The organism is Sphingobium sp. BHU LFT2 (genome assembly GCF_018604485.1).
Classification (GTDB): domain Bacteria; phylum Pseudomonadota; class Alphaproteobacteria; order Sphingomonadales; family Sphingomonadaceae; genus Sphingobium; species Sphingobium yanoikuyae_A.
The window spans coordinates 429938-453712 of sequence record NZ_JAFCGW010000002.1 but is presented as its reverse complement, the minus strand read 5'-3'; the positions used below and the strand labels follow the sequence as shown (position 1 = coordinate 453712).

Annotated in this window: 26 protein-coding genes; 10 read left to right on the top strand and 16 right to left on the bottom strand. The window is 64.7% G+C overall.

Annotation, left to right across the window (positions count from 1 at the left end; translation table 11 throughout):
• Positions 1–325: 325 nt before the first annotated feature.
• The 6 genes from folE to JQK15_RS07310 all read left to right on the top strand — a co-directional run bounded on the left by folE (position 326) and on the right by JQK15_RS07310 (position 7355).
• On the top strand, positions 326–934 hold the full coding sequence (gene folE, locus JQK15_RS07335) for a GTP cyclohydrolase I FolE (protein WP_017501203.1): 609 nt from the start codon (positions 326–328) through the stop codon (positions 932–934).
• Complete coding sequence (locus tag JQK15_RS07330; protein WP_010335387.1) at positions 931–1791, top strand: SDR family oxidoreductase; 861 nt, start codon at positions 931–933, stop codon at positions 1789–1791. Before folE ends, JQK15_RS07330 begins: the two co-directional genes overlap by 4 nt.
• An 84-nt stretch (positions 1792–1875) precedes the next feature.
• Positions 1876–2652, top strand: a complete 777-nt coding sequence (locus JQK15_RS07325; RefSeq protein ID WP_214864517.1) for an enoyl-CoA hydratase-related protein — start codon at positions 1876–1878, stop codon at positions 2650–2652.
• Between the two features lie 334 nt (positions 2653–2986).
• Positions 2987–5365 carry a TonB-dependent receptor gene (locus tag JQK15_RS07320; protein WP_214864515.1) on the top strand — a complete coding sequence of 793 codons (2379 nt, stop codon included), beginning with the start codon at positions 2987–2989 and terminating at the stop codon, positions 5363–5365.
• Positions 5365–6606: a dipeptidase gene (locus JQK15_RS07315; protein ID WP_214864513.1), complete on the top strand. Its 1242-nt coding sequence runs from the start codon at positions 5365–5367 to the stop codon at positions 6604–6606. Before JQK15_RS07320 ends, JQK15_RS07315 begins: the two co-directional genes overlap by 1 nt.
• Positions 6607–6725: 119 nt before the next feature.
• The gene (locus JQK15_RS07310; protein WP_010335391.1) at positions 6726–7355 is read left to right on the top strand and encodes a class I SAM-dependent methyltransferase; all 630 of its coding nucleotides are present in this window, start codon (positions 6726–6728) and stop codon (positions 7353–7355) included.
• Between the two features lie 54 nt (positions 7356–7409).
• On the opposite strand, the gene JQK15_RS27260 is transcribed toward JQK15_RS07310, so the two are convergent.
• Positions 7410–8045 carry an RcnB family protein gene (locus JQK15_RS27260; RefSeq protein WP_214864510.1) on the bottom strand — a complete coding sequence of 212 codons (636 nt, stop codon included), beginning with the start codon at positions 8043–8045 and terminating at the stop codon, positions 7410–7412.
• 159 nt (positions 8046–8204) lie between these two features.
• Here JQK15_RS27260 and JQK15_RS07300 point away from each other — a divergent pair, with 159 nt between their 5' ends.
• Both JQK15_RS07300 and JQK15_RS07295 read left to right on the top strand, forming a co-directional pair.
• Positions 8205–9137 carry an ABC transporter ATP-binding protein gene (locus JQK15_RS07300; protein WP_214864508.1) on the top strand — a complete coding sequence of 311 codons (933 nt, stop codon included), beginning with the start codon at positions 8205–8207 and terminating at the stop codon, positions 9135–9137.
• Entirely contained in the window at positions 9134–9904 is a 771-nt protein-coding gene (locus tag JQK15_RS07295) for an ABC transporter permease (protein WP_004212064.1), read from the top strand. The genes JQK15_RS07300 and JQK15_RS07295 overlap by 4 nt, the downstream gene beginning before the upstream one ends.
• A gap of 64 nt (positions 9905–9968) precedes the next feature.
• Here JQK15_RS07295 and JQK15_RS07290 read toward each other — a convergent pair whose 3' ends face one another.
• The 5 genes from JQK15_RS07290 to JQK15_RS07270 all read right to left on the bottom strand — a co-directional run bounded on the left by JQK15_RS07290 (position 9969) and on the right by JQK15_RS07270 (position 13479).
• A complete protein-coding gene (locus JQK15_RS07290; protein WP_214864506.1) occupies positions 9969–10289 on the bottom strand; it encodes a WYL domain-containing protein in 321 nt (106 codons plus the stop codon).
• 113 nt (positions 10290–10402) lie between these two features.
• A complete protein-coding gene (locus JQK15_RS07285; protein WP_214864565.1) occupies positions 10403–11713 on the bottom strand; it encodes an MATE family efflux transporter in 1311 nt (436 codons plus the stop codon).
• 119 nt (positions 11714–11832) lie between these two features.
• Positions 11833–12762 (bottom strand): DUF808 domain-containing protein, encoded by a 930-nt coding sequence (locus JQK15_RS07280; protein WP_161733611.1) that lies wholly within the window; start codon positions 12760–12762, stop codon positions 11833–11835.
• 118 nt (positions 12763–12880) lie between these two features.
• Complete coding sequence (locus JQK15_RS07275; protein WP_004212068.1) at positions 12881–13123, bottom strand: hypothetical protein; 243 nt, start codon at positions 13121–13123, stop codon at positions 12881–12883.
• Positions 13120–13479: a hypothetical protein gene (locus JQK15_RS07270; RefSeq protein ID WP_017501193.1), complete on the bottom strand. Its 360-nt coding sequence runs from the start codon at positions 13477–13479 to the stop codon at positions 13120–13122. The genes JQK15_RS07275 and JQK15_RS07270 overlap by 4 nt, the downstream gene beginning before the upstream one ends.
• Positions 13480–13583: 104 nt before the next feature.
• On the opposite strand from JQK15_RS07270, the gene JQK15_RS07265 reads away from it, so the two are divergent.
• Entirely contained in the window at positions 13584–13853 is a 270-nt protein-coding gene (locus JQK15_RS07265; RefSeq protein ID WP_214864504.1) for a plasmid stabilization protein, read from the top strand.
• Positions 13854–14197: 344 nt separating this feature from the next.
• Here JQK15_RS07265 and rplI read toward each other — a convergent pair whose 3' ends face one another.
• From rplI to rpsF, 3 genes are read right to left on the bottom strand one after another with little or no spacing between them, the layout of a single operon-like run.
• Entirely contained in the window at positions 14198–14794 is a 597-nt protein-coding gene (rplI, locus tag JQK15_RS07255) for a 50S ribosomal protein L9 (RefSeq protein WP_004212072.1), read from the bottom strand.
• A gap of 13 nt (positions 14795–14807) precedes the next feature.
• Positions 14808–15032: a 30S ribosomal protein S18 gene (gene rpsR, locus JQK15_RS07250; protein ID WP_004212076.1), complete on the bottom strand. Its 225-nt coding sequence runs from the start codon at positions 15030–15032 to the stop codon at positions 14808–14810.
• Positions 15033–15045: 13 nt separating this feature from the next.
• The gene (gene rpsF / locus JQK15_RS07245) at positions 15046–15450 is read right to left on the bottom strand and encodes a 30S ribosomal protein S6 (protein ID WP_004212077.1); all 405 of its coding nucleotides are present in this window, start codon (positions 15448–15450) and stop codon (positions 15046–15048) included.
• A 246-nt stretch (positions 15451–15696) separates the two neighbouring features.
• Here rpsF and JQK15_RS07240 point away from each other — a divergent pair, with 246 nt between their 5' ends.
• Positions 15697–17100: a GntP family permease gene (locus JQK15_RS07240; RefSeq protein ID WP_214864502.1), complete on the top strand. Its 1404-nt coding sequence runs from the start codon at positions 15697–15699 to the stop codon at positions 17098–17100.
• Positions 17101–17155: 55 nt separating this feature from the next.
• On the opposite strand, the gene JQK15_RS07235 is transcribed toward JQK15_RS07240, so the two are convergent.
• The 7 genes from JQK15_RS07235 to JQK15_RS07205 all read right to left on the bottom strand — a co-directional run bounded on the left by JQK15_RS07235 (position 17156) and on the right by JQK15_RS07205 (position 23636).
• Positions 17156–17509, bottom strand: coding sequence for an RcnB family protein (locus tag JQK15_RS07235; protein WP_214864500.1), 354 nt, complete (start codon positions 17507–17509; stop codon positions 17156–17158).
• A gap of 177 nt (positions 17510–17686) precedes the next feature.
• Complete coding sequence (locus tag JQK15_RS07230; protein ID WP_069336820.1) at positions 17687–18403, bottom strand: CPBP family intramembrane glutamic endopeptidase, BDIM_20840 family; 717 nt, start codon at positions 18401–18403, stop codon at positions 17687–17689.
• Between the two features lie 25 nt (positions 18404–18428).
• A complete protein-coding gene (locus tag JQK15_RS07225) occupies positions 18429–18605 on the bottom strand; it encodes a hypothetical protein (RefSeq protein WP_214864498.1) in 177 nt (58 codons plus the stop codon).
• A 110-nt stretch (positions 18606–18715) separates the two neighbouring features.
• A complete protein-coding gene (locus JQK15_RS07220; RefSeq protein WP_004212085.1) occupies positions 18716–19921 on the bottom strand; it encodes an ABC transporter permease in 1206 nt (401 codons plus the stop codon).
• The gene (locus JQK15_RS07215) at positions 19921–20643 is read right to left on the bottom strand and encodes an ABC transporter ATP-binding protein (protein WP_214864496.1); all 723 of its coding nucleotides are present in this window, start codon (positions 20641–20643) and stop codon (positions 19921–19923) included. Before JQK15_RS07215 ends, JQK15_RS07220 begins: the two co-directional genes overlap by 1 nt.
• 4 nt (positions 20644–20647) lie before the next feature.
• Positions 20648–22195 carry an efflux RND transporter periplasmic adaptor subunit gene (locus JQK15_RS07210; protein WP_214864494.1) on the bottom strand — a complete coding sequence of 516 codons (1548 nt, stop codon included), beginning with the start codon at positions 22193–22195 and terminating at the stop codon, positions 20648–20650.
• Positions 22185–23636, bottom strand: coding sequence for an efflux transporter outer membrane subunit (locus tag JQK15_RS07205; RefSeq protein ID WP_017501183.1), 1452 nt, complete (start codon positions 23634–23636; stop codon positions 22185–22187). The genes JQK15_RS07210 and JQK15_RS07205 overlap by 11 nt, the downstream gene beginning before the upstream one ends.
• Positions 23637–23775: the final 139 nt, after the last annotated feature.

The window sequence follows — 23775 nt, the reverse complement described above, 5'->3', positions numbered from 1 at the left end:
AAACCCGGCTGCCCTGCCATCATCGCCTCCGCTATCGTGCAAAGGCAGTGAATCACTTCAGGCCGTCAGGCGCCACGAGTTTTTCGAGGTGTCCAGCTTGTCTTCCTCGCCGAAGCGGGTCGACATGCCGGCTGCCAGAAGGACGGCGGCGATGCGTTCAGTGCGCATGATCTTGCGATTGTAATGACATTTTTATGTGGTGCGTTCCCGTTAGACTGTGATTTGCCACCACAGCGATGTTGTGTCCAGCCGGGGCAAAAGGGCTGGTCAGACGGGCACGCAGTCGCCATATGCCGGGGCCAACAATTATGGAGTGGCCCAGTTCATGGCATATGATCCCGATGCGGAAACCGTAGGCGAAGGCTCGAAGGAGCCGGTCCCGGCCGAAGTGTCGGAGGCGATCCGTACCCTCATCCGCTGGTCGGGCGACATGCCCGAGCGCGAAGGGCTGATGGAAACGCCCGAGCGGGTGGCGCGCGCCTGGCGCGAATATTGCCGCGGCTATAATGATGATCCGGCCTATCATCTCTCGCGCATCTTCCACGAGGTGGGCGGTTATGACGATGTCGTGCTGCTGAAGGACATTCCGTTCCAGTCGCATTGCGAACATCATATGGCGCCGATCGTCGGGCGCGCGCACATCGCCTATCTGCCCGGCGACTATGTGGTCGGCATTTCCAAGCTGGCCCGTGTGCTGCACGCCTATGCCAACCGGCTGCAGGTGCAGGAACGGCTGACCTCCGAAGTCGCCAATTGCATCTGGGAAAATCTCAAGCCCCAGGGCGTCGCCGTGGTGATCGAGGCGACCCATGGCTGCATGACAGGCCGCGGCGTGCGCACCCCCAATGTCATCATGAAGACCAGCCGCATGCTCGGCGTCTTCCGCGACGATGAAAAGTCGCGCGAGGAAGTGCTGAAGCTCATCGCCTCGTGAATGATGTGACCGGAGAGGGGGAGGGCGCCGAGCCCGCCTATCGCCCGATCGGCGGCGCGAAGAAGGATGCCGGGCCGACCGGCCCCTTGCCGCTGGCCTCGCGCCGGCTGGCGCTCGTGACCGGCGGCCATCGCCGGCTGGGCGGCATCATTTCGGCGGCGCTGGCGCAGGCCGGCTATTCGCTCGCCATCCATGGCAGCCATGACACGCGGCTGGACTCTCATCTGGCGATCGCGCTGGAGGAAAATGGCGCCGAGTGGGAAGGTTTCGTCGTCGACTTTGCCGATCCCGAAGCGGCCGAGGAACTGGTCGCGCAGGTCGCCGAACGGTTCGGCCGGCCGCCCGACCTGCTGGTCAACAGCGCGGCGATCTTCGGCCAGGACCGGATCGACAGCGTTACCGCCGACGATCTGATGCGCCATTATGCGGTCAATTGCGCGGCGCCCGCGATGCTGACCAAGGCGTTCGCGACGGTGCCGGCCGGGACCGGCGATCGCTGCATCGTCAATATCCTCGACCAGCGGATCGACCATCCCCATGGCGATCAGCTGGCCTATACGCTGTCCAAGCTGGCGCTGGCCGGCCTGACGAAGACGGCGGCCAGCAGCCTGGCGCCGCAGGTGCGGGTCAATGCGGTGGCGCCCGGCCTTACCATCGCCACGCCCGACTATGATGCGGAACAGATGGCGCGGCTGGAGCAACTGATGCCGCTCGGCCGGCTGCCGCAGGCGGAACAGATCGCGCAGGCCGTTCTCTATCTGGCCGGCGCGACGGCGGTGACGGGCCAGACCCTCTATGTCGATGGCGGCGCGCATATGCGCAGCTATGATCAGGATTTCATGCATCTTTGCCGATAGGATCGGCGAAATCGCCGCTCTGCAAAGGCTGGCGATCCGGTTTTGGCCGACATAGATCGGCGCTGACAGCTTAGGGAGACGGCAATGGCATATGAAACGATCCTGGTGGAACAGCAGGGCGCGGTGACGCTCATCACGCTCAACCGGCCGCAGGCGCTCAACGCGCTCAACAGCCAGGTGCTCGCGGATCTGGGCGCGGCCTTTGCCGCCTATGATGCCGACCCGACCCAGCATTGTGCGGTGCTGACCGGCAGCGAAAAGGCCTTTGCCGCCGGAGCCGACATCAAGGAAATGGTCGACAAGGAAGCGGCCGACTTCTTCCTGCAGGATTTCTTCTCCGACTGGCAGACCAAGGTCGTCGCCACCCGCAAGCCGTGGATCGCGGCGGTCGCCGGCTTCGCGCTGGGCGGTGGCTGCGAACTGGCGATGATGGCGGACTTCATCCTGGCGGCCGACACCGCCAAGTTCGGCCAGCCCGAGGTGAAGCTGGGCGTGGCGCCGGGCATGGGCGGATCGCAGCGGCTGACCCGCGCGGTGGGCAAGGCCAAGGCGATGGAAATGTGCCTGACCGGCCGGATGATGGGGGCCGAGGAAGCCGAGCGCGCCGGTCTGGTCGCGCGGATCGTGCCGGCGGCCGAGTTGCTGGAGGATGCGCTCAAGACGGCTGCGGCCATTGCGGCGATGCCGCCGATGGCGGCGATGGTGAACAAGGAAATGGTCAATATCGCGTTCGAGACCAACCTGGCCCAGGGCATTTTGACCGAGCGCCGCCTGTTCCAGATCCTGACTGCGACGCAGGACAAGAAGGAAGGCATGACCGCCTTTGTCGAGAAGCGTCCGGGCGTCTGGAAGGGGCGCTGAGGGATCCTTCTTCGAAAGAAGAGGGCATGCAATTTTTGATCCTCCCCAGGCCAGGCCTAGGAAGGATTTTTTGTGCGCGCGTGCGAGGAAGCGAGCATTGATTGCGAAATCTCAATGCTTTGAAGCGCCTCGTTCCGCTTGAGAAATCATCATAAGCGCGTGGTGGATTTTCCCGAAGGGCTCGTTTCAGATGACAAATGGATGACATGGCTGCGTTCGCCCGAAGGGATGATCGACAGGCCAGGGTCCGGAGGGGAATGGCGCGATAGCCCGAAGGGGCGGGCGCTCCTGATTGGCGCGAACTGCCCTTTTGCAGGGCCTACAGGGAGCCTCTATGCCTTCGATTTCGTCTGTTCGTCGCGTGTCTCGCGCTGCGCTGCTGCTTGCCTGCTGCGCGGGTGCCTTATCCTCTGCCGCCTGGGCGCAGGAGGCCGCTCCAACGGACGAAAATGACAGCATCACCGTGACCGGTCGTCGTATCTCGCAATCGTCGGAAGCGATCGGCGAAGACAAGATCAACAATGTCGTCGCCGTCACGCGCGAGGCGCTGCTGTCGGCGCCGTCGGGTATTTCGGGCCTGAAGATGCTGGAGCAGCTGCCCGGCTTCAACGTCCAGACCGATGGTGCGCTGGGCCTTTATGAATTTGGCAACAGCGTCCAGACCCGCGCCTTCAACCTCGACCAGATCGGCTTCGTGGTCGACGGCATTCCGACCGGCCGCAGCGACGCCTTCGGCGGCAGCCCTGTCTTCCGCTATGTCGACAATGAAAATCTGGGCGTGGTGGAAGCCTCCGTCGGCGCCGCCGATGTCGGCCTGCCCAGCTATTCCAGCCTTGGCCCGGTGGTGCAGTATAACAGCATTGCCCCGCAGGAGGAGATGGGCCTGTTCGTGTCGCAGAGCTTTGGCGACAATAATATGAAGCGCACCTTCATCCGCGCCAGCACTGGCCGGGTGGGGCCGTTCAAGGCCTATGTCAGCCGCACCAAGCTGGACAGCGACCTGTGGCGCGGTCCCGGTTCGGTCGATCGCGAACATTGGGAAGGCCAGATCCATGCCGATCTGGGCGGTGACAGCTGGGCGCGCTTCAAGTTCGTGTCGAACGACTTCTTCGATTATGACTCGCCGACGATCACCCGCGCCCAGTATAATTGCACCGCCACCAGCGTGGTCGGCGCCTGCGGCCGCGACTTCGCCTATATCGAGAATGTGCCCAATACCACGACCGGCTTCGCGCCGACGGCGGCGGGCGTCTATTATTCCAATTCCAACTACACCAATGTCTACAACCTCGCGATCAACGTGCGGAAGGACAAGCTTTATGGCGGCACCTTCCACCTGGGTATTGCCGATGGCGTGTGGGCGGAATCGACCCTCTATTATGAAGACAAGAATGGCTATGGCGTCTCGCCCGACAGCTATTCCAACTCGCTGAGCCGCTACACGGCGCAGGCGGCCGCGGGGCTGGACGTGACCGCGCCCAAGGGTGTGCAATATGGTCGGTCGGGCGTCGGCGGCGATCGCTATGGCGTGACCAGCAAGCTGCACTGGGAAAGCGGCAATAATGTCGTCGAAGGCGGCATCTGGGCCGAAGTCGACAAATATCACCGCACCCAGGCGCGCTACAACACGATGGACGGCGCCCCCGATGGCGAGCCCAATCTGGACGAGTTGGTCTATCTGCGCCGCGACTATCGGTCCAAGCGCGACACGCTTCAGATCTTCCTGAAGGATACGCTCAAGCTGATGGATGACCGGCTGGTTCTGGATGCCGGCTTCAAGGGGCTGATGCTGGACTACAGCCTTGGCGGCTATCGCGACTTCGACGACTATTATCGCGTCGTGGGTGGCACGGCGGTCGCAGGCTGGGGGCCACAGTATAACACGGCCCATTATCGCGACATGTTCCTGCCGATGGCGGGCCTGCTGTTCAAGATCAACGAGCGCAGCCAGATCTTCGCCTCCTATGCCGAGACGATGGCGCTGCCCAAGGGCATGGATGATATCTATGCCGTGACGCGCACCGGCACGTCGGCGCTGGTGCCCCAGCCCAAGGCGGAACGCGCGCAGAATATGGAAATCGGCTTCCGCACAAACCAGGGGCAGCTCTATGCGTCGATCGCGGGCTACTACACCAAGTTCAAGAACCGCATCCAGTCGATCACCACTTTCCAGGAAGGCGGCGGCAGCACCACCGAAACCTTCTACCAGAATGTCGGCCGGGTCGAATCCTACGGCGTGGAAGCCAGCGGCACCTACAAGCCGGCCTTCCTCAACGGCCTTGCCTATGCCAACGCCAACGTCACCTACAACAACGCCAAGTTCCAGGACGATATCGTCGCGTCGGTCACCTATGCGACCTCCGGCAAATATATCCCCGATAGCGCCAAGTGGATCGTCAGCGGTGGCGTCACGATCGAGCCGGCAAGCTGGCTGGTCGCCAACATCAGCGGCAAATATACGTCGAAGCGCTGGTCGACCTTCACCAACACGGCAGGCTCCAGCGTGCCGGCCTACACCGTGTTCAGCGGCTATGTGGATATTGGCGACGGCTGGAGCTTCGGCCCGGTGAAGAGCATCAAGGCGCGCTTCAACGTCGACAATATCTTCGACAAGGACACGCTGTCCTACATCTCCTCCTCGGTCACGGGTGACGGATCCTTCCGGCCGCTGTCCCCACGCACCTTCCAGTTCACCATTTCGGGCGAGATCTGATGCGGAATGCTTATCTTATGGGGGCAGCGCTGGTCGCGCTGCTCCCGATTGCGGCGCAGGCCCAGCCAAAATCTGCGACGGGGGGCGTGTCGAAACAGGTCTATCAGCTGCACCAGAAGCTGATCACGCTCGACAGCCATCTTGATACCCCGGCCTCGCTCGACCTGCCCGACTGGTCGATCGACGAGGAGCATGGCGTCCATAGCGACTATACCCAGGTCGACCTGCCGCGGATGAAGAAGGGCGGCCTGGATGGCGGCTTCTGGGCGATCTACACCGGGCAGGGGCCGCTGACGATCGAAGGCTTCCGCAAGGCGCGCGATTTCGCGTTGTTGCGTGGCATGTCGATCCGCTCGATGGTGGCGGCCGACCCCGACAATTTCACGCTGGCGCTGGAGGCGAAGGACGCGGCGCCGATCGCCGCGGCGGGCAAGCGTATCGTCTATATGTCGATCGAAAATGCCTATCCGCTGGGCGAGGATGTCTCGCTGATCAAGACATTCTACGACATGGGCGTGCGGGTGTCGGGCTTTGCCCATTTCGCGCATAACCAGTTCGCCGACAGCTCGACCGATCCGTCGAAGAAGCCGCGCTATGGCGGCCTCAGCCCGCTCGGCAAGGAATTGCTGAAGGAAATGAACCGCCTCGGCATCGTGCCCGACGCCTCGCACAGCAGTGACCAGGTGCTGGACGATCTGCTGGCGCTGTCGACCACGCCGGTGCTGCTGACCCATTCGGGCTGCAAGGCCGTCTATGACCATCCGCGCAACATCGATGACGATCATCTGAAGGCGCTGGCGGCCAAGGGCGGCGTGATCCAGATGAACGCCTATGGCGCCTATCTGCGCGCGTCCAAGCCCAATCCCGAGCGGCAGAAGGCGCTCATGGCGCTTTACAGCCAGATGCGGGAGGACGCCAAGGTTTCGCCCGAGGCGCGGACCGCGATGCTCGCCAAGCGGCAGGAGATCGACCGGCTCTATCCCGACACCGACCGGCCGACCTTCGACGATTTCATGGCGCATATGCTGCACGCGCTGAAGGTCGTCGGCCCCGATCATGTCGGCATCGGCCTGGATTGGGACGGCGGCGGCGGGGTCGTCGGCATGGAGGATGTGGTCGATCTGCCCAAGATCACCGACGCCCTGCTGAAGGCCGGTTATAGCGAGGCTGACGTACAGAAAATCTGGTCCGGCAATGTCCTGCGCGTGCTGGCCGCGGCCGAAGCGGGCAAGCAGAAATAAGGACTTGTGCCGGACCGGCCGTTGCTGGTCCGGCATGAAATCTTGTTAAGCCAATCGACGGGGGCGCTCCGGCCCGCTAAGGGGAGTCGGCACCAGAAAGGAGCGGTCGCATTTCGCCCATGCAGCACAAGCCGAAGCGCAGCCGGGCAATCGCCCTGCCGAACAGCGAGTTCCGCGCCCGCGCCACCGAATATCTCGATTTCCTCGCCGCCTGGGTGAAGAAGCCCCGGCAGACCGCCTCTGTCGTGCCCAGCAGCCGCTATCTGGCGCGGCTGATGGTAGCCGACATCGATCCGCAGGGCGGCCGCGTGCTGGAACTGGGCGGGGGCACCGGCGTCTTCACCCGCGCCATCCTGGAAACCGGACTTGCCGCCGACCAGCTGGAGGTGGTGGAGATCAACCCCGCCTTCGCGCGCGGCCTGCGGCGTCATTTCCCCCATGTCTCGATCCTGGAGACGCCGGCGCAGATCGTCTCGGTCGCGGCCGCCGGTGGCCCCGGCGACTATCAGACCGTGGTCAGCGGTCTGCCGCTGCTGGCGATGGACCGCGCGATGCACATCGACATATTGTCCGAAGCCTTCCGCATGCTGAAGCCGGGCGGCAGCCTGGTGCAGTTCACCTATTCGACACGGCCGCCGGTCAGCCGTGCGGTGCTGGACCAGCTAGGCCTGGAGGTCGTCCGCGCCGGCCATACGGTGCGCAATTTCCCGCCAGCGACGGTCTTCCGCTTCACTCGACGGGGCGAATGACCGGGGCAAGAGAAAAGGGCCGCATCGCATGATGCGGCCCTTTCTGTTTCTGTCTCAGTAGAAGGCGCCGTAGACGACATCGACCACGCGGCGCGATCGGACCTCGACCAGCAGCAGGTCGGGGCCATAGCGGATCCAGCGATAGCCATAGGGCGGCGCGCCCAGGCCCAGGCGCCAATAGTCGTTGTAATAATAATAGCTGGAGAAGAAGACCGCCGGCAGGAACAGGCCGACCGTCCAGCGGCGATAGCGATAGCCATGGGGATAGCGGAAGGCCGGGCCGGGGATCGGCCGGAAATTGGGCGGACGGCCGGCGCCGGGGCGATGCGGCTGGCCTGGCCGTGGTGGCTGGACGCCGGGACCACCGGGACGGGGCGGCTGCGGTGAAGGGCCACCCGGTCGGGGTGGTTGAACCGCCGGTCCACCTGGCTGGCCCGGACCGGGCGAAGGCTGTACGGGGCGGGGCGGTTGCGGGCGAGAAGCACCGGGCCGGGACGGCTGTGTCGACGGACCGCCGGGGCGGGAAGGCTGCGCTGATCCGCCGGGGCGTGAGGGGGCGGGGGCAGGGCGCGTGGACGGAGATGGTCTGGCGCCGCCATTGCCGGATGGCGGTCGGCCGCCCTGCTGGGCAATGGCGATATCGGGAACGACGATCAACGCGATCGACAGATAGAGAACTGCCTTTTTCATAGCCTTCTCCACATGGTGGGGTGTCAAGCCTATGCCCGCGCTTCACCGGCTTCAATCTTTTTCCAATATGTTGCCCGGCTTCGCTATTTGCCGCGCAGCCGGTTGCATGGCGCGGTCCGCCTCCTATCTTGCCGACACAAGGAAAGGGGGCGCTGCCGCATGGCATCCATCATCGAAATCAAGGGCCTGACGAAAAGCTATGCGTCGGGCTTTCAGGCGCTCAAGGGCATCGACCTGAATATCGAGGAGGGCGAGATTTTCGCGCTGCTCGGCCCCAATGGCGCGGGCAAGACGACGATGATCTCGATCATCTGCGCCAATGTCCGCCCCTCTGGTGGCACCGTGACGGTCGCCGGCCATGACATCATCCGCGACTATCGCGGCGCGCGCGCGGCAATCGGTCTGGTGCCGCAGGAGCTCAATACCGATCAGTTCGAGCGCGTGATCGACACCGTCACCTTCAGCCGCGGCCTCTTCGGCAAGCCGCGCAACGACGCCTATGTCGAAAAGGTGCTGCGCGACCTGTCGCTGTGGGACAAGCGCCACAACAAGATCCGCGAACTGTCCGGCGGCATGAAGCGCCGGGTGATGATCGCCAAGGCGCTGAGCCACGAGCCGCGCGTCCTGTTCCTGGATGAGCCGACCGCCGGCGTCGACGTTGAACTGCGCCGCGACATGTGGAAGCTGATCGGCGAACTGCGCCAGACCGGCGTCACCATCATCCTAACCACCCATTATATCGAGGAGGCCGAGGAAATGGCCGACCGGGTGGGCGTCATCAACCATGGCCAGCTGATGCTGGTCGAGGACAAGACCGCGCTGATGGAGAAGCTGGGCAAGAAGACGCTGTCGATCATGCTGGCCGAGCCGATCGAGGCGCTGCCGCCCGAACTGGCCGACTGGGATGTGGCGCTGAAGGCGCAGGGGCAGGAGATCGAATATCTGTTCGACACCCGCGCCGAACGCACCGGCGTCTCTTCGCTGCTACGCAAGCTGGGCGATCTCGGCATCGGATACAAGGATCTCAACACGCGGCAGAGCAGCCTGGAGGATATTTTCGTGAGCCTGGTCCATCAGGAGAAAGCGGCATGAACGGCCCCAATCTGCGCGCGGTCGCCGCCATCTACAAGTTCGAGCTGCACCGGTTCCGGCGCACCTGGCTGACCGGCCTGCTGGTGCCGGTCATCACCACATCGCTCTATTTCATCGTGTTCGGCGGGGCGATCGGCTCGCGCATGACGCAGATTGACGGCATTCCCTATGCCGCCTTCATCGTGCCGGGCCTCATCATGATGTCGATGTTCACGGAGAGCATCTTCAACGCCAGCTTCGGCATCTACATGCCCAAGTTCACCGGCACCATCTACGAACTGCTGTCGGCGCCGGTGTCGGCGATGGAGACGGTAATCGCCTATGTCGGGGCGGCGGCGACCAAGGCGCTGATCGTCGGCTTCATCATCTTTGCCACGGCGCATCTGTTCGTCGATCTGCCGGTCGCCCATCCCTTCGCCATGGTCGGCTTCATGCTGCTGATCGCGGTGAGCTTCTGCCTGTTCGGCTTCATCCTGGGCATTTGGGCGCAGGGGTTCGAACAGTTGCAGGTGATCCCGCTGCTGATCATCACGCCGATGACCTTCCTGGGCGGCGCCTTCTACTCGATCCACATGCTGGCCGAGCCGTGGCGCACCATCACCCTGTTCAACCCGATCGTCTATCTGATCTCGGGCTTCCGCTGGACCTTCTTCGGCAAGGGCGATGTCGGGATCGAGTTCAGCCTGTTGTTCGTGGGCGGCATGCTGGCGGTATGTCTCGGTATCATCGCCTGGGTGTTCCGCACCGGCTATCGGCTCAAGAAGTAAGGATACGAAAAGGGCGGCCAATGGCCGCCCTTCTTCATTCGGGTCGATGCGATGCCAGTGCCGGTCAGGCGGCGGCGCTCTGCGGATCGACCGCGAACAGGGTCACGCCCTTATATTTGTCGTCGCTCTGGTCATAGAGGCCGTGCATCGCCTCGAACGTCTCGTCCAGTATCTCGACGTCGCTCAGGCCCGCCAGCTTGAACGTGCCCAGCTTCAGCTCGCGCGGCGGGCGGCCGTCGCGGTCCGTGGTCACGGCGTCCATGAACATCTCGTCATGGCGCGTGTAGAGGATGTGCGGGGCCAGCGTGACGACCATCTTGTTATAGGTCGCCTTGAGGCACTTCTGAAGCGCGATCGCTTCGAAGATAGGGGTCGGAGAGTCCATGATGGGCCGCCCATATCAAGAAACACGGCCCCGTTTCAATTGCTTTGTGCGTCGCACCATGTGCCTGCCGTGCAACCGGCCGAATTTTCACGACGAATTGTGCGGCCGTTTTCCTAGCGCAGAACCAGCCCCAGCCGGTCGCGCAGCGACCAGCGCGCGATCAGCAGGATCGCCACCGTGCCGAGGCCCGCAGCCAGGCCGAACCAGATGCCCACGCCATGCAGCCCCATCGGGAAAGCGAGCAGGGCGCCGACGCCGATACCGATGATCCAGTAGCCGAAAAGGGCAAAGATCATCGGCACTTTGGTATCCTGGATGCCGCGCAGCACGCCGGCGCCGACGGCCTGGGCCGCATCGACCAGCTGGAACAGCGCGGCGACCGCCAAGAAGCTGACCATCAGATTGGCGGTGGCGAGATTGGCCGGATCATGGACGTCGAGGAAGATCGACACCAGCGGTCGCGGGATCAGGACCAGCATCAGCGCGGCCGCCATGGCGAAGCCGGTGCCGACGATCAGCGCCAGCCAGCCGGCACGGCCGATCACGGCGGGATCGGCCCGGCCATAGGCGACGCCGACGCGTACGGTCGCGGCCTGGCCGATGCCCATCGGCACCATGAAGACGAGCGAGGCGATCTGGATCGCCACGGCATGGGCGGCGAGCGATTCCCGGTCGATCAGCCCCATCAGGAAGGCCGAGGCGTTGAACACCGTGACTTCCAGCCCCAGCGTGATCGCGATCGGCAGGCCCAGCGTCCACACCGCGCGCTGCCGGTCGCGGTCGCGCGTCCAGAAGCGGCCCATCAGCCGATAACGGCGGAAGCGGCGATCGACCAGGATGACGGTCAGCAGGCCCAGGAACAGGAAGGTGGAGGAGAGGGTGCTGGCGATGCCGGCGCCCAGCAGGCCGAGCGCGGGCAGGCCGAGATGGCCGAAGATCAGCGCCCAGCCGACCAGCACGTTGAACGGGATGGCGAACAGCATGATGATGAGGCCCCAGAGCGGGCGCTCCAGTGCCGAGATGAAGTTGCGCAGCGTGGTGAAGCAGAGGAAGGGCAGCAGCGCCCATTGCATGCCGCGCATCAGATGGCCGGCTTCGCGCGCCAGGTCTGGCTCCTGCCCCATGGCGCGCAATATCGCCTCGCAATGCCACAGGATCAGCCAGGCCGGCAGCACGAAGAAGGCGGCGGCGCGCAGCGTCTGGTGGACGGTGCGGCGCACGTCGCGCACCGAATGGCGGCGACGGCCGCGTTCGCTGGCAATCAGCGGCGCGGCGGCGGTGACGAGGCCAAGGCCGAAGATCAGCAGCGCGTTGAAGAGATTGATCGCCAGCGCCCCGGCGGCGACCGCTTCCGCGCCCAGCCGGCCCACGAGCAGCAGATCGGTCGCGGCAATCCCCGACCAGGCGACATTGCCCGCGATCATGGGAATGGCGAGCGTGACGAGCGCGCGCGCCTCGATGCGCCAGGGGGAAAATTGGGTCACTTGGAAGGTCCGGAGCGAGGGAAGCGCCGGCAAAGGCGCGGGCGCTCCCCTTAATCGCCTCAGTGCTTCTTGAACAGATGCAGCACGGCAACGATGATGCCGCCGATCACCAGCCCGACAATGCCCGCGCCGATCGCATTCACCAGCCAGTCGATCACCGGACCGATCGCGGGCACGGCATGGGCGGCGCCCTCGGCCAGGTGATGGATCGTACCGGGGATCAGATCCCAATGGAATTCGTGCAGGCCATGGACGATCAGGCCGCCCCCGACCCACAGCATCGCCGCCGTACCCACGACGCCCAGCACGCTCATCACGACCGGCATCGCCTTTACCAGGCCACGGCCGATCGCGCGCGTCGCCGCGCCGCTGCGCTGGGCGAGGTGCAGGCCGATATCGTCCATCTTCACGATGAAGCCGACCACGCCATAGACGCCGGCGGTGATCGCGATGGCGACGACGACCAGGATGATCGCCTGTTCCCAGATCGGTTCGCTGGCGACAGTGCCGAGCGCAATCGCCATGATCTCGCCCGACAGGATGAAGTCGGTGCGGATCGCGCTGGAGACCTTCTGGTCCTCCAGTTCCTTGGAAGTTAGGGTCGCGGCGGCATCCGCCACCTCGTCATGGCCGCCCTGGATCGCCTCCAGCAGCTTCTCCGCCGCCTCGAAGCAGAGGAAGGCGCCGCCCAGCATCAGCAGCGGCGGCAGCAGCCAGGGGGCAAAGGCGCTTAGCGCCAGCGCCGCCGGCAGCAGGAACAGCAATTTGTTGCGCAACGATCCGCGCGCGATCTTCCAGATGATCGGCAGTTCGCGGTCGGGCGACAGGCCCATGACATAGTTGGGTGTCACGGCGGTATCGTCGATGACAACGCCGGCGGCCTTTGTGCCGGCCTTGCCGGCGGCAGCGGCGACATCGTCCAGCGACGTGGCCGCCATCTTGGCGATACCGGCAACATCGTCGAGCAGCGCGATCAGACCCGAAGGCATGGTTGAATAATTCCCCTGTTGAAACGGATGGATATCATCCGTGCGCGCTTCTTAATGCGCGGGCAGGGTGGGGGCAATGGAGCGATGATTGCCGGTTCGTGACCGGGCGTCGGCGATATCAGTAATTGCCGGGCGGATCGCTGGCGGGGAAGGATTCGTCGGACTGTTCATCGACCATGTCCCAATCGCTGTCGTCCGCCTGCGGCCCGGCGTCGCGGACGATGCCGGACGAGCCGACCGGGCCGCGATCGTCCAGATCATCGGCTGCGGCACCATCATCCTTGCCGGCCCGTTCCTTCAGGCTCTTCCAGGCAACGGCGCCCAGGCCGGTCAGAAAGGCCAGCTTCAACAATCCCTTCATGGTGTCTCCTTCGACGCGCTGTGGAGATGGACCCACTTGGCGGCGTCCTGGTCGATAGCCTCGGGCGAGAGGCGAATTTCGCCCTCTTCGTCCGCGCTGCCGGCATGATCCTCGTCCGCGCCGGTCATGCCGGGCGGAAAGATGGTCCAGCGCTGTTGCAGAGCGGTATCGATCATCGCCTGCCAGGCGGTCACGTCGCCCGTCTCGCGCATGGCGGGATCGGGCTCCTTGAGCATCGCCAATATGCTGGCGGCATCCTCGACCCAATAGGGCCAGTTATGCGTTGCCCCGGCGGCGAGATGCCGGGCGAGGCGCTCAAGCAGGGTGCGTTGCTCCATGATGTCCGGAACGTTCATGGCGACTCTCCGTTCCTCATTTTCTCGCCATGCAACTTAATGGCAATCCTCGGGAAATGCCTCTCGGTATTTGAACCGATATGGGACGAAAAAAGGAGGCAGACATGCCCAGAGGCGACAAGGATCGTTACACTGGCAAGCAGAAGCGTAAGGCCGCGCATATCGCGCAAAGCTATGAAGAGCGTGGCGTGTTGCATGACGAGGCAGAGGCGCGGGCCTGGGCGACCGTGAACAAGGATTCGGGCGGGGGTAACCTGTCGGGATCGGGGCGGGGCAAGCCCGACAGCCATGCTGCCGAACGGCGCAAGGCCGCGGATCGATCGGCTGCGGCGAAGAAGGGCTGGGAAACGCGCCGTCGCCGGGTGCAGGGCTGACATCAGGGCGAGAAGATATCGCCGTTGCTGAAATGGGCGGCGAGATGATCGATCCAGGCGCGCACCAGCGGCGGCAGCCCGGTGCGAGTGGTGAAGACGAGATGGACGATCCCCTCCTGCACCTGCCATTCCGGGAAAGGGTAGCGCAGGGCGCCCGACCGCGACGATCTGGACGTGGCCCTTGGGATAGAGCGTCAGGAAATCGGGCAATGGGGCGATGACGGCGATGCGGCACTGCTCATGGACCGACAGGCCAAGCTCGGTGAGCGTTCGATCAGCCGCCCACGGCAACAAAAAAGCCGCCCGGTGACGGGCGGCTTTCTCGTTTGTCAGAGCGAAGAGGCTCAGGCTTCTTCGGCCGGGGCTTCTTCCGCCTCGACGGCGATTTCGCCCGGCTCGGCGTTCGGATCGTAATCCTCGGTGAAGCCGGCTTCGTCCTTCTCGAACAGGTCGGCCATCACGTCGACGCCCTGCGCCTGCAGTTCGGCTTCTTCCGGCGAGCGGGCAACGTTCACCGTGATGGTGACGGCCACTTCCGGGTGCAGCGCGACCTTGACGTCGAAGACGCCCAGGGTCTTGATCGGACGCTCCAGCACGACCATCGCCTTGGAGACGTTGGTCACGCCATCGGCGTGCAGCGCGTCGACGACGTCACGGACGGCGACCGAGCCGTACAGGTGGCCGGCGTTCGACGACTGGCGGATCAGGACGATCTGCTTGCCGTTGACGCCTTCGGCAGCCTTTTCGGCGTCCGAACGACGAGCGGCGTTGTCGGCTTCGATCTTCGCGCGGTTGGCTTCGAACACAGCCTTGTTGGCGGCGTTCGAACGAAGAGCCTTCTTGTTGGGCAGCAGGAAGTTACGAGCGTAACCATCCTTCACGGTGACGACGTCGCCGATTGCGCCCAGCTTTTCGATGCGCTCAAGGAGAATGATTTCCATGGGTCTTTCTCCCTTACTTCACGATGTAGGGCAGCAGGCCCAGGTGACGGGCGCGCTTGATGGCCTGGGCCAGCTCACGCTGCTTCTTGGCGGACACCGCGGTGATGCGGCTGGGGACGATCTTGCCGCGCTCGGACACGAAGCCCTGCAGCAGACGGACGTCCTTGTAATCGATCTTCGGCGCATCCTTGGCGGCGAAGGGGCAGCTCTTGCGGCGGCGGAAAAACGGGCGTGCCATGTTTCAGATCTCCTTATTCGGCAGCCGGGGCTTCTTCGCGCTCACGGCGCGGGCCACGGTCACCACGGGGGGCACGGTCGCCACGTTCGGCGCGTTCCTGCTTGCGCATCATCACCGACGGACCGGCTTCCAGCTCTTCGACCTTGATGGTCATGTAGCGGATGATGTCTTCGTTGATCTGGGTCTGACGCTCCAGCTCGGCAATCACGTTGCCCGGTGCGTCGATGTTCAGCATGACGTAGTGCGCCTTGCGGTTCTTGGCGATCTTGTATGCGAGCGAACGCAGGCCCCAGGTCTCAACCTTGGTCACCTTGCCTTCATTTTCCTCGACGATCTTGGTGGCGGTTTCCGCCAGAGCGTCCACCTGCGCCTGTGCCAGATCCTGGCGCGCAAGGAACACATGCTCGTAAAGAGCCATGGGTATTGCCTCATCTGTTGGCCGATCGCTGACGCCCACCCCATGTGGAACGCCCCTCCGGCTGTCGTCTCAAGCATTCGAAATCGTCCGACGTCCGAATCCGGGGCCGAGCGAAGGCGCGCCTATGACGGAAAAGCGGGGGAAAGGCAAGCGGCATCGGTGCAGCCATGGGCGGCAGCGGCCCTTCTTGCAGTCAGGCTTCACCTGTCTCTATCCTGCGCTTCAGAAAATGAGAAGGAGAGACGGATGGCGGTCGCGATCGCGGCACTGGCGCTGATCTTGCTGATGCTGGCGGCCTATCGCGGCATGAGCGTCATATTGATGGCGCCTTTGCTCGCCATGCTGGCGGTGTTCCTGACCGATCCCACGGCAGTGCCCACCGCCTTTTCCGGCCTGTTCATGGACAAGGTCGCCACCTTCCTGAAGCTCTATTTTCCGGTCTTCCTGCTTGGCGCGCTGTTCGGCAAGCTGGTCGAGATATCGGGTTTTTCCCGCGCGATCGTGACGGCGGTGATCGGTTTCGTCGGCGCGGGGCGGGCGATCCCGGCGATCATGATCGTGACGGCGCTGCTGACCTATGGCGGGGTCTCGGTCTTCGTGGCGGTGTTCGCCGTCTACCCCTTCGCCGCCGAGATGTTTCGCCGCGCCGATATTCCCAAGCGGCTGGTGCCCGCGACCATCGGCCTTGGCGCGCTGACCTTCACCATGGATGCGCTGCCGGGCACGCCGCAGATCCAGAATGTCATTCCGGCCAGCTTCTTTGGCACCACTGCCTGGGCGGCGCCGGTGCTGGGCATGATCGGATCGGTGGTGATCGCGGCCGCGGGCCTTGTCTATCTCAACTGGCGGCGCCGGGCGATGGCGGCCGCGGGGGAGGGCTATGGCGCACCCGAAACGCTGGTCAACGAACCCGATCGGCAGGAAGAGGCGGTCACCGTCCACCCGCTGGTCGCCCTGCTTCCGCTGCTGGTGGTGGGGCTGGGCAATCTGGCGTTGACGCTGCTGATCCCGCGCATCACCGGCGGGGCGGAAGAGGTGAGCATTCGGCTGGCGGGTCTGCCCGATCCGGTGACAGCGAAGGTGACACAACAGGCGGCGCTGTGGGCGGTGGAGGGGGCGCTGCTGCTGGGCATCGCCACCATCCTGATTTTCGCTTTCCCGATCGTGTCACGGCGCTTTGCGGAAGGATCGAAGGCGGCGGTCGGCGGCGCCTTGCTGGCGGGGATGAACACGGCGGTCGAATATGGCTTTGGCGGAGTGATCGCGGCGCTGCCGGGCTTCCTGGTCGTCAAGGACGCGCTGAAGGCGGTGCCCAACCCGCTGATCAACGAAGCCATTACGGTGACGACCCTGGCCGGCATTACCGGGTCGGCGTCGGGCGGCCTGTCGATCGCGCTGGCGGCGATGGCGGACCAGTTCGTGGCGGCGGGCGACGCGGCGGATATACCGCGCGAAGTGCTGCATCGGGTCGCGTCGATGGCATCGGGGGGCATGGACAGCCTGCCGCATAATGGCGCGGTCATCACCCTGCTGGCGGTGACGGGCCTCACCCATCGCCAGGCCTATAAGGACATATTCGCGCTGACGCTCATCAAGACGATGACCGTCTTCGTCGTGATCGCCGTCTATTATCTGACCGGGCTGGTGTGAACGCGAAAGCGCCCCGGAGCGGTGGCTCCAGGGCGCTTTTCAGGAAGTGGGGCGCTTAGCGGATGGCGCCGGCGACGACCGCGCCGATGATCCCGCTGGTGATCGCGACCAGCACCGCGTCATTGCCCGAGCGGACCCAGTGATAACCGCGCGGCGGGGCCGACAGGCGATAGCCGCGATAATTGTCGACGACCCGGTAATTGGTCGCGTAGCGGCGATCGAAGCGCTGGCCCTTGGCCCAGTGGCGATCGTTGCGCACCACCGTCTTCTTCTGGACGACGGTGCGGTGCGGACCTTCCTTCACGACCCGGACGGTCTCGCGATGGGGCGCGGCCTGGGCCTGGGCGGTGACGATCGGGCTGGCGGCAACGGCGGTGGCGGTCAGGGTCAGGATGATCTTCTTGAACATGTCTTCACTCCTCTTGTTTCAATCGAGGGCGCCGCTTCCGGCGTCGAAGACAGAGATAGGCCGCGCTTGTCGCAAGCCTGTCCCAAGGGTGGGGCAGTTTTGTCGGAAATTGTATCAAAACCCGATTTAAGCTGAATATCGGTTCATAAATGGCAATTTTTCAATGCCTTGTTCGACTCATAGCATCAGCGAGATGGCATTGCCGAAATTGTGCAGCAGGATCGGCAGCAGCAGGCTGCCGGTACGCAGGCGCAGCCAGACAGCCAGCAGCGAGGGGATGGCGGTAAGCGCCATCACGACCGGATCGAAGCTGAAATGGCCGCCCGAATAGCCGAACGCATGGGCGAGGCCAAACAGGCCGCAGGATAGCAGAGCGCCCCAACCCCAGTCGACGCCCAGGAAGCGGACCCGCCGGGTAAAGGCGCGATCGAGCGCGAAAAGCAGGATGCCGCGATAGAAAGGTTCTTCCTCCAGCCCCGGCATGGTGAGCTGGAAGGCGATTTCCTCTGCGCTGCTGGGATCGTCGGGGAAATAGAGCGCGAGCGCGGTGAAGAAGGCGCAATAGAGCAGGGCCACCGGCAGGGCAGCGGTCAGGCTGCCGCGCGCCTGCCGGAGGGTAAGGCCGACCCGCTTCCAGCCGAAGGCGGGCAGGGCGGCCACCAGCAGCGTGAGCGCAAGGGCCAGCAGCTTGCCCTGCCAGTTCCAGTCGGCGGCGGGGATGAGATCGGGGATATGGCGATAGGCGCGGGTCAGCAGCGCATCATTGGCAGCGACCAGGGCGGCGGCGACCAGCAGCCAGCCGGGACGAAAGCCGCGCCGGTCGATCAGACCGATCGCGCCGCCAGCGGCCAGCAGCAGCGCCAGCGTGCCGAGCAGGCCGATGAGCCCGTTCACGCGCGCCGCTCCGGCGCGCGGTGTCTCAGTCGGCCGGGTCGGGCAGGGGCGTGGCGGTGACGGTCATGCGGGCGAGCAGGATGGGATGATCCTTGCCCTCCAGCAATTGTGCCGTCTGCGGTGCCTGCGCGTCGGCAAAGGGTGTGAGGCTGACCCCGAGCAGCAGAGCACTGCTGATGAGGCTGGCGGCGATCATCTTCATGGAGGCATTCCTTCCACGGCGCCGGGGCGGCACCATGGCAGGAGGGATTAGGCAGAAGATGTCGCAGCATTATCCCGGATAACCGCCCTTTTGTCGGAAAATGTATCAGCCTATTCGTGCCGCAGCGCATCGATCGGGTTGAGGCTGGCCGCCCGGCGCGCCGGGAAATAGCCGAACACCACGCCGATTGCCGCCGAAAAGAGGAAGGCGATCAGATTGACCTGCGGGTCGAAGGTGAAGGGGACCTTCATCAGCGGCGCGATGCCGACCGATGCGATGAGCGCAATGACCAGGCCGATCAGGCCGCCCATGCAGGACAGCACGATCGCCTCCACCAGAAACTGCATCAGCACTTCGCGTGCGACCGCACCGATGGCGAGGCGGATGCCGATCTCGCGGGTGCGTTCCGTCACCGACACCAGCATGATGTTCATGATGCCGATGCCGCCGACCAGCAGGGATATGGCCGCGACCGCCGCGACGATCTGGGTCAGGATGGTGGTGGTCCCGGTCAGCGTGTCGCTGATCTGCTTGGTGTCGAAGACGTTGAAATTATCCTCCGCGCCCGCCTTGATCTTGCGCCGCTCGCGCATCAGCTGCTCCAGGCTGTCCTGCACGGTCGCGCTGTCATAGGCGTCGTCGACCGCGACCATGATCTGGCTGATGTCGCGATCGCCGGTGAAGCGGCGCTGGACGAACTTGATCGGCATGACGACGACATCGTCCTGGTCGCCAAAGCCGCCCTGGCCGCGGGTCGCCAGTACGCCCACCACCTGACAGCTCACGCCCTTGATCCGCATCCGCTTGCCGATCGGGTCATTGCCCTGGAACAGGTTGGTGCGCACCGTATTGCCGATGATGCAGACCGATTTGCCGGCCTCTTCCTCGTCCGGCATGAACAGCCGGCCTTCCGACACATTCCAGGACTGGACCTGCGAATAGGCCGACGTCGTGCCATAGACGGTGGTCGACCAGTTATTGCCTTCATAGATGGCGGTGCCGCTCGACTGGACCACCGGCGCCACGGCGCGCACGCCGGTCAGCTGGTTCTCGATCGCGGTCAGGTCCGCTTCCTTGAAATTGGGCGGGCGCGGCCCGCCGCCGCCACGGCCAAAGCCCTGGCCGGGTCGCAGTTGCAGCACATTGGCGCCGAGCGAGCTAATCTGTTCGCGCACGGCGGCGGTCGCGCCATTGCCCAGCGTCACCATGGTGACGACGGCGGCGACGCCGATGATGATGCCGAGCGTCGTGAGGAAGCTGCGCATCTTGTGCCGGTTGATCGCCCGGAAGGCGAGGATGACGGTGGTGCCCAGCATCAGCCCACGGCTCCCTTCTGCGGTCCGCCCAGGCCCTTTTCGATCCGCTCCACCAGCCCGTCCTTGAAATGGACGATGGTGTGGGCAAATTCGGCCATGTCGGGTTCGTGCGTCACCATCAGCACGGTGATGCCGCTATTCTGGTTGAGGTCGGTCAGCAATTGCATGATCTCCACCGACCGTTCGGAATCGAGATTGCCGGTCGGTTCGTCCGCCAGCAGCACGTCGGGCTGGGTGACGATGGCGCGGGCGATCGCGACGCGCTGTTGCTGGCCGCCGGATAGTTCGGCTGGCGTATGGTCCCACCAGTCCTTCAGGCCCACCTTTTCGAGCGCGGCCATGCCCATGTCGTAGCGGGTCTTCTTGTCCTCGCCGCGATAGAGCAGGGGTAGCTCGACATTTTCGAGCGCGCTGGTGCGGGCGAGCAGGTTGAAGCCCTGGAAGACGAAGCCGAGATAGCGGCGGCGCAGCAGCGCGCGCTGGTCGCGGTCCAGCGTCTCGACATGGCGGCCCTTGAACAGGAACTGCCCGCCCGATGGCACGTCAAGGCAGCCCAATATGTTCATCGTCGTCGACTTGCCCGAGCCCGAAGGCCCCATGACGGCGACGAAATCGCCCTGTTCGATATCGAGGTCTATGCCCTTGAGCGCCTGAAAGGCGGTGGGGCCGCTGCCGAAGATCTTGGTGATCCCCCGCAGCGAGATGATGGGATCGGCGGCCATGGGATCAGGTTCCGCTCTGCCGGCCGGTGCCCCGGCTTTCCGCGCCGCCGCTGCCCTGGGGGGCGGCGGGCGTCGGGGCGACCGGGGCGGTCTGGGGCGCGGCGTCGCCCGAATTGCCCAGCGACTTGACGCTGGCGGGGCTGCCGTCGGCGGCGGGATTGCGCGGGCGATCCTTCGTGTCGCCAGCGGCGGGGTCTGCCTTCTGATCCTCGGCGGGCTGCTGCGCCCCAGCGGCAAGCTGGCCGGTGATGACCTTCATGCCGGGCTTCAGATCGCCGCCGGTGATGACGGTGCGCGATCCGTCGCTGGCGCCGACGGTCACCTGGATCGCCTTGGGATCGCCCTTTTCGTCGAGGACATAGAGGGTCTGGCTGCTACCCGCGCCGAAATTGACCTGGCGGTTGGCACCGCTGCGGCGCATGCGGCCGGGGCCGGGCAGGACGCTGGTGATGCCGCCGCCCGATCCGGCGCCGCTGCTGGGCTTGAAGCGCAGCGCGCTGTTGGGGACGAGCAGCACATCATGCAGTTCCTGGGTCACGATGTCGGCGGTCGCGGTCATGCCCGGACGCAGGGTTTCGTCCGCATTATCGACCGACAGCACGGCGGTATAGGCGACGACCGTGCCGGTCGAGCTGCTGGTCGTGCTGGTCGAGGACGAGGAGGACGAACTGCTGCTGGAGCTGTTCGACCCGACATTCACCCGCGTGACCTTTGCCGGGAAGGTGCGGCCGGGGAAGGCGTCGACGGCGAAATTGGCGGTCTGGCCTTCCTTGACCTGGCCGACATCGGCTTCGTCCACCGACACCTCGACCTCCATCTTGGTAAGATCCTCGGCGATGGTGAACAGCACCGGCGCATTGAGCGAGGCGGCGACGGTCTGGCCCGGCTCGATGTCGCGCGACAGGACCACGCCGGTGACGGGCGAGACGATCTGGGCGATCGACAGGTTGGTCTGGGCGGTCGACAGCTGGGCGCGCGAGACATTCACCTGCGCCTGGGCCGAACGAAGATTGGCGAGCGCGCCATTATAGTCGGCGCGGGCCGAATCCAGTTCGGTCTTGGCCGGCACCTTGCCACCAGAAAGCTGATAGACGTTGAGCTGGCGATCCAGTGTCGCCTTGGCCAGCGCGACCTGCGCCTGTGCCTGGGCGACACCGGCCTGGGAGGAGGCGACCTGGGCCTGCGTCTGATTGATCGTGTCGACCAGGCGGCGGGTGTCCAGCTCGGCGAGCTTCTGCCCCTTGGTCACGCGATCATTGACGTCGACATAGACGGCGGTGATCTTGCCCGACTGTTCGGACCCCACATCGACCTGGTTGATCGGTTTCAGATTGCCGGTGGCCGACACGCTGACCGTCAGGTCGCCCTGGCGCGCCTCGCGGGTGGCATAATTGGGTTTGTCGTCGCCGGCAAAGCAGCGGGCGACAAGCAGGACCAGGATCAGCAGCACGACGCCGATGGCGCCGCGGATCAGCCATTTGCGATGCGGCTTTTCCGGCTTGGCGCCCAGAAAGTCGTTGAGATCCTGGTCGGGGCTGGCGTCATTGCTCATGGGGGCGGTCATCCATATTCTGCCAGCCGCCACCCAGAGCATTATAGAGCTGGGCGATGGCCAGGATCTCGTCCGATTGGGCGCTGGCAAGGCTGTTGCGGGCGTTCAGCAACGTGGTTTCGCTGCTGGACAGGGTCTGGAAGTCGATCAGGCCGGACTGATACTGGCTGCGCGCCAGGATTGCGGCATTGTTCGACGCTTCATAGGCGGTGGCGAACTCGACCTTGCGCCGGCGGGCGCTGTCGAGCGAGGCCATGCCATTTTCGACATCCTCCAGCGCGCCGAGGACGCTCTGCTTGTAGGCGGCGAAGGCGGCATCGGTCGCCGCCTTCTGCGCGCGAACCTGTGAGGCGAGGCGACCACCATCGAAGATGGTCTGGGCGACATTGGCAAAGACGCCGCCGGTGATGAGGTCGAACAGATCCTTGAAGGCGTTCGACGTGGTGCCGATGTTGCCGCTGATGCCGAGCGAGGGATAGAGCTGCGCCTGGGCGACGCCGATCCGCGCGGTGGCGGCGGCCAGCGCCCGTTCGGCCGAGCGCACATCGGGCCGCTGGCGCAACGTATCGGCCGGAATGCCGGTGGCGATGTCGGTGGCGGCGGTCGGGATTGGTGCCGGCGTTTCCAGCGCGCGCGTTGCGTCGCCCGGCGCCTGGCCGGTCAGCACGGCGATGCGGTTGAGGCTGCCCTTCAGGCTGGCTTCGAGCTGCGGGATGGTGGCGTTGGTCTGGGCGAGCTGGGCCCTGGCCTGCTGCTCGTCGAGCGAGGAGACCAGCCCGGCCTGCAGCCGCCAGCGGGCAATGTCGTAATTGTCCTGCTGCACCTTCTGCGTCTCGCGGGCGATGCGCAGCTGTTCCTGCGATGCGCGCGCCTGGACATAGTTGGTGACCAGTTCGGAAATGATGGTCATCCGCACATTGGCGAGGTCATAGCCCGACGCGGCAAGATCGGCCCGCGCGGCTTCGGCCGAGCGCGACAATTCGCCGAACAGGTCGATCTGCCAGCTGGCATTGGCGCCGGCCGAATAGCTGCTGGACCAGTTGCTGGCGCCGGTGGAGATGACGTTGCCGCTGTCATCGACACGGGTGCCGCCGGCCTGGCTGCGGTAATTCTTGCCGCCGCTGGCCGATCCGTTCACCTGCGGCAGGAAGGCGGCATTGGCCTGGCGCAGGGATTCCCGCGCCTGCCGCAGCCGTGCCTGCGCCTGGACGATGTCCAGATTGCCGGCGATCGCCTGATCGATCAGGCCGGTCAGCGTCGGATCGTTGAGCCGCGTCCACCAGGTGGCAAGGGTGGCGTCGTCCAGCGCGGCGCCGCTGCCCTGGCTATAGCCGGCAGGCACGCCCAGCGCGGCGGATTGCGGCGCGTGATAGTTCGGCCCCGCCGCGCAGGCGGACAGGGCAAGCACCGATCCCGTGAGCCATGCAATGCGATATCGCACCTTTTCCTTGCACTCCGTCGTCGTTAAAGGGGCCAGCAATATTCCCCCGGAGAGACAGGGGGCAGGTATGTCAGGTCGTTACGTGCCGAAAAGCAATGTACGCCTCAATGCCATATATGTCTCAAAGTGTAACGTGCGT

Bases quoted from the DNA above. Each gene is read 5' to 3' on its own strand.
- JQK15_RS27260 (WP_214864510.1), bottom strand. From the start codon at position 8,045: ATGAAAAAGGCAGTTCTCTATCTGTCGATCGCGTTGATCGTCGTTCCC.
- JQK15_RS07325 (WP_214864517.1), top strand. From the start codon at position 1,876: ATGGCATATGAAACGATCCTGGTGGAACAGCAGGGCGCGGTGACGCTC.
- JQK15_RS07275 (WP_004212068.1), bottom strand. From the start codon at position 13,123: ATGAAGGGATTGTTGAAGCTGGCCTTTCTGACCGGCCTGGGCGCCGTT.
- rpsF (WP_004212077.1), bottom strand. From the start codon at position 15,450: ATGGCTCTTTACGAGCATGTGTTCCTTGCGCGCCAGGATCTGGCACAG.
- JQK15_RS07280 (WP_161733611.1), bottom strand. From the start codon at position 12,762: ATGCCTTCGGGTCTGATCGCGCTGCTCGACGATGTTGCCGGTATCGCC.
- JQK15_RS07315 (WP_214864513.1), top strand. From the start codon at position 5,365: ATGCGGAATGCTTATCTTATGGGGGCAGCGCTGGTCGCGCTGCTCCCG.
- rplI (WP_004212072.1), bottom strand. From the start codon at position 14,794: ATGGAAATCATTCTCCTTGAGCGCATCGAAAAGCTGGGCGCAATCGGC.
- JQK15_RS07290 (WP_214864506.1), bottom strand. From the start codon at position 10,289: ATGGACTCTCCGACCCCTATCTTCGAAGCGATCGCGCTTCAGAAGTGC.
- JQK15_RS07265 (WP_214864504.1), top strand. From the start codon at position 13,584: ATGCCCAGAGGCGACAAGGATCGTTACACTGGCAAGCAGAAGCGTAAG.
- JQK15_RS07225 (WP_214864498.1), bottom strand. From the start codon at position 18,605: ATGAAGATGATCGCCGCCAGCCTCATCAGCAGTGCTCTGCTGCTCGGG.
- JQK15_RS07210 (WP_214864494.1), bottom strand. From the start codon at position 22,195: ATGAGCAATGACGCCAGCCCCGACCAGGATCTCAACGACTTTCTGGGC.
- JQK15_RS07285 (WP_214864565.1), bottom strand. From the start codon at position 11,713: ATGATCGCGGGCAATGTCGCCTGGTCGGGGATTGCCGCGACCGATCTG.
- JQK15_RS07310 (WP_010335391.1), top strand. From the start codon at position 6,726: ATGCAGCACAAGCCGAAGCGCAGCCGGGCAATCGCCCTGCCGAACAGC.
- JQK15_RS07300 (WP_214864508.1), top strand. From the start codon at position 8,205: ATGGCATCCATCATCGAAATCAAGGGCCTGACGAAAAGCTATGCGTCG.
- JQK15_RS07270 (WP_017501193.1), bottom strand. From the start codon at position 13,479: ATGAACGTTCCGGACATCATGGAGCAACGCACCCTGCTTGAGCGCCTC.
- JQK15_RS07220 (WP_004212085.1), bottom strand. From the start codon at position 19,921: ATGCTGGGCACCACCGTCATCCTCGCCTTCCGGGCGATCAACCGGCAC.
- JQK15_RS07295 (WP_004212064.1), top strand. From the start codon at position 9,134: ATGAACGGCCCCAATCTGCGCGCGGTCGCCGCCATCTACAAGTTCGAG.
- JQK15_RS07215 (WP_214864496.1), bottom strand. From the start codon at position 20,643: ATGGCCGCCGATCCCATCATCTCGCTGCGGGGGATCACCAAGATCTTC.
- folE (WP_017501203.1), top strand. From the start codon at position 326: ATGGCATATGATCCCGATGCGGAAACCGTAGGCGAAGGCTCGAAGGAG.
- JQK15_RS07320 (WP_214864515.1), top strand. From the start codon at position 2,987: ATGCCTTCGATTTCGTCTGTTCGTCGCGTGTCTCGCGCTGCGCTGCTG.
- rpsR (WP_004212076.1), bottom strand. From the start codon at position 15,032: ATGGCACGCCCGTTTTTCCGCCGCCGCAAGAGCTGCCCCTTCGCCGCC.
- JQK15_RS07235 (WP_214864500.1), bottom strand. From the start codon at position 17,509: ATGTTCAAGAAGATCATCCTGACCCTGACCGCCACCGCCGTTGCCGCC.
- JQK15_RS07240 (WP_214864502.1), top strand. From the start codon at position 15,697: ATGGCGGTCGCGATCGCGGCACTGGCGCTGATCTTGCTGATGCTGGCG.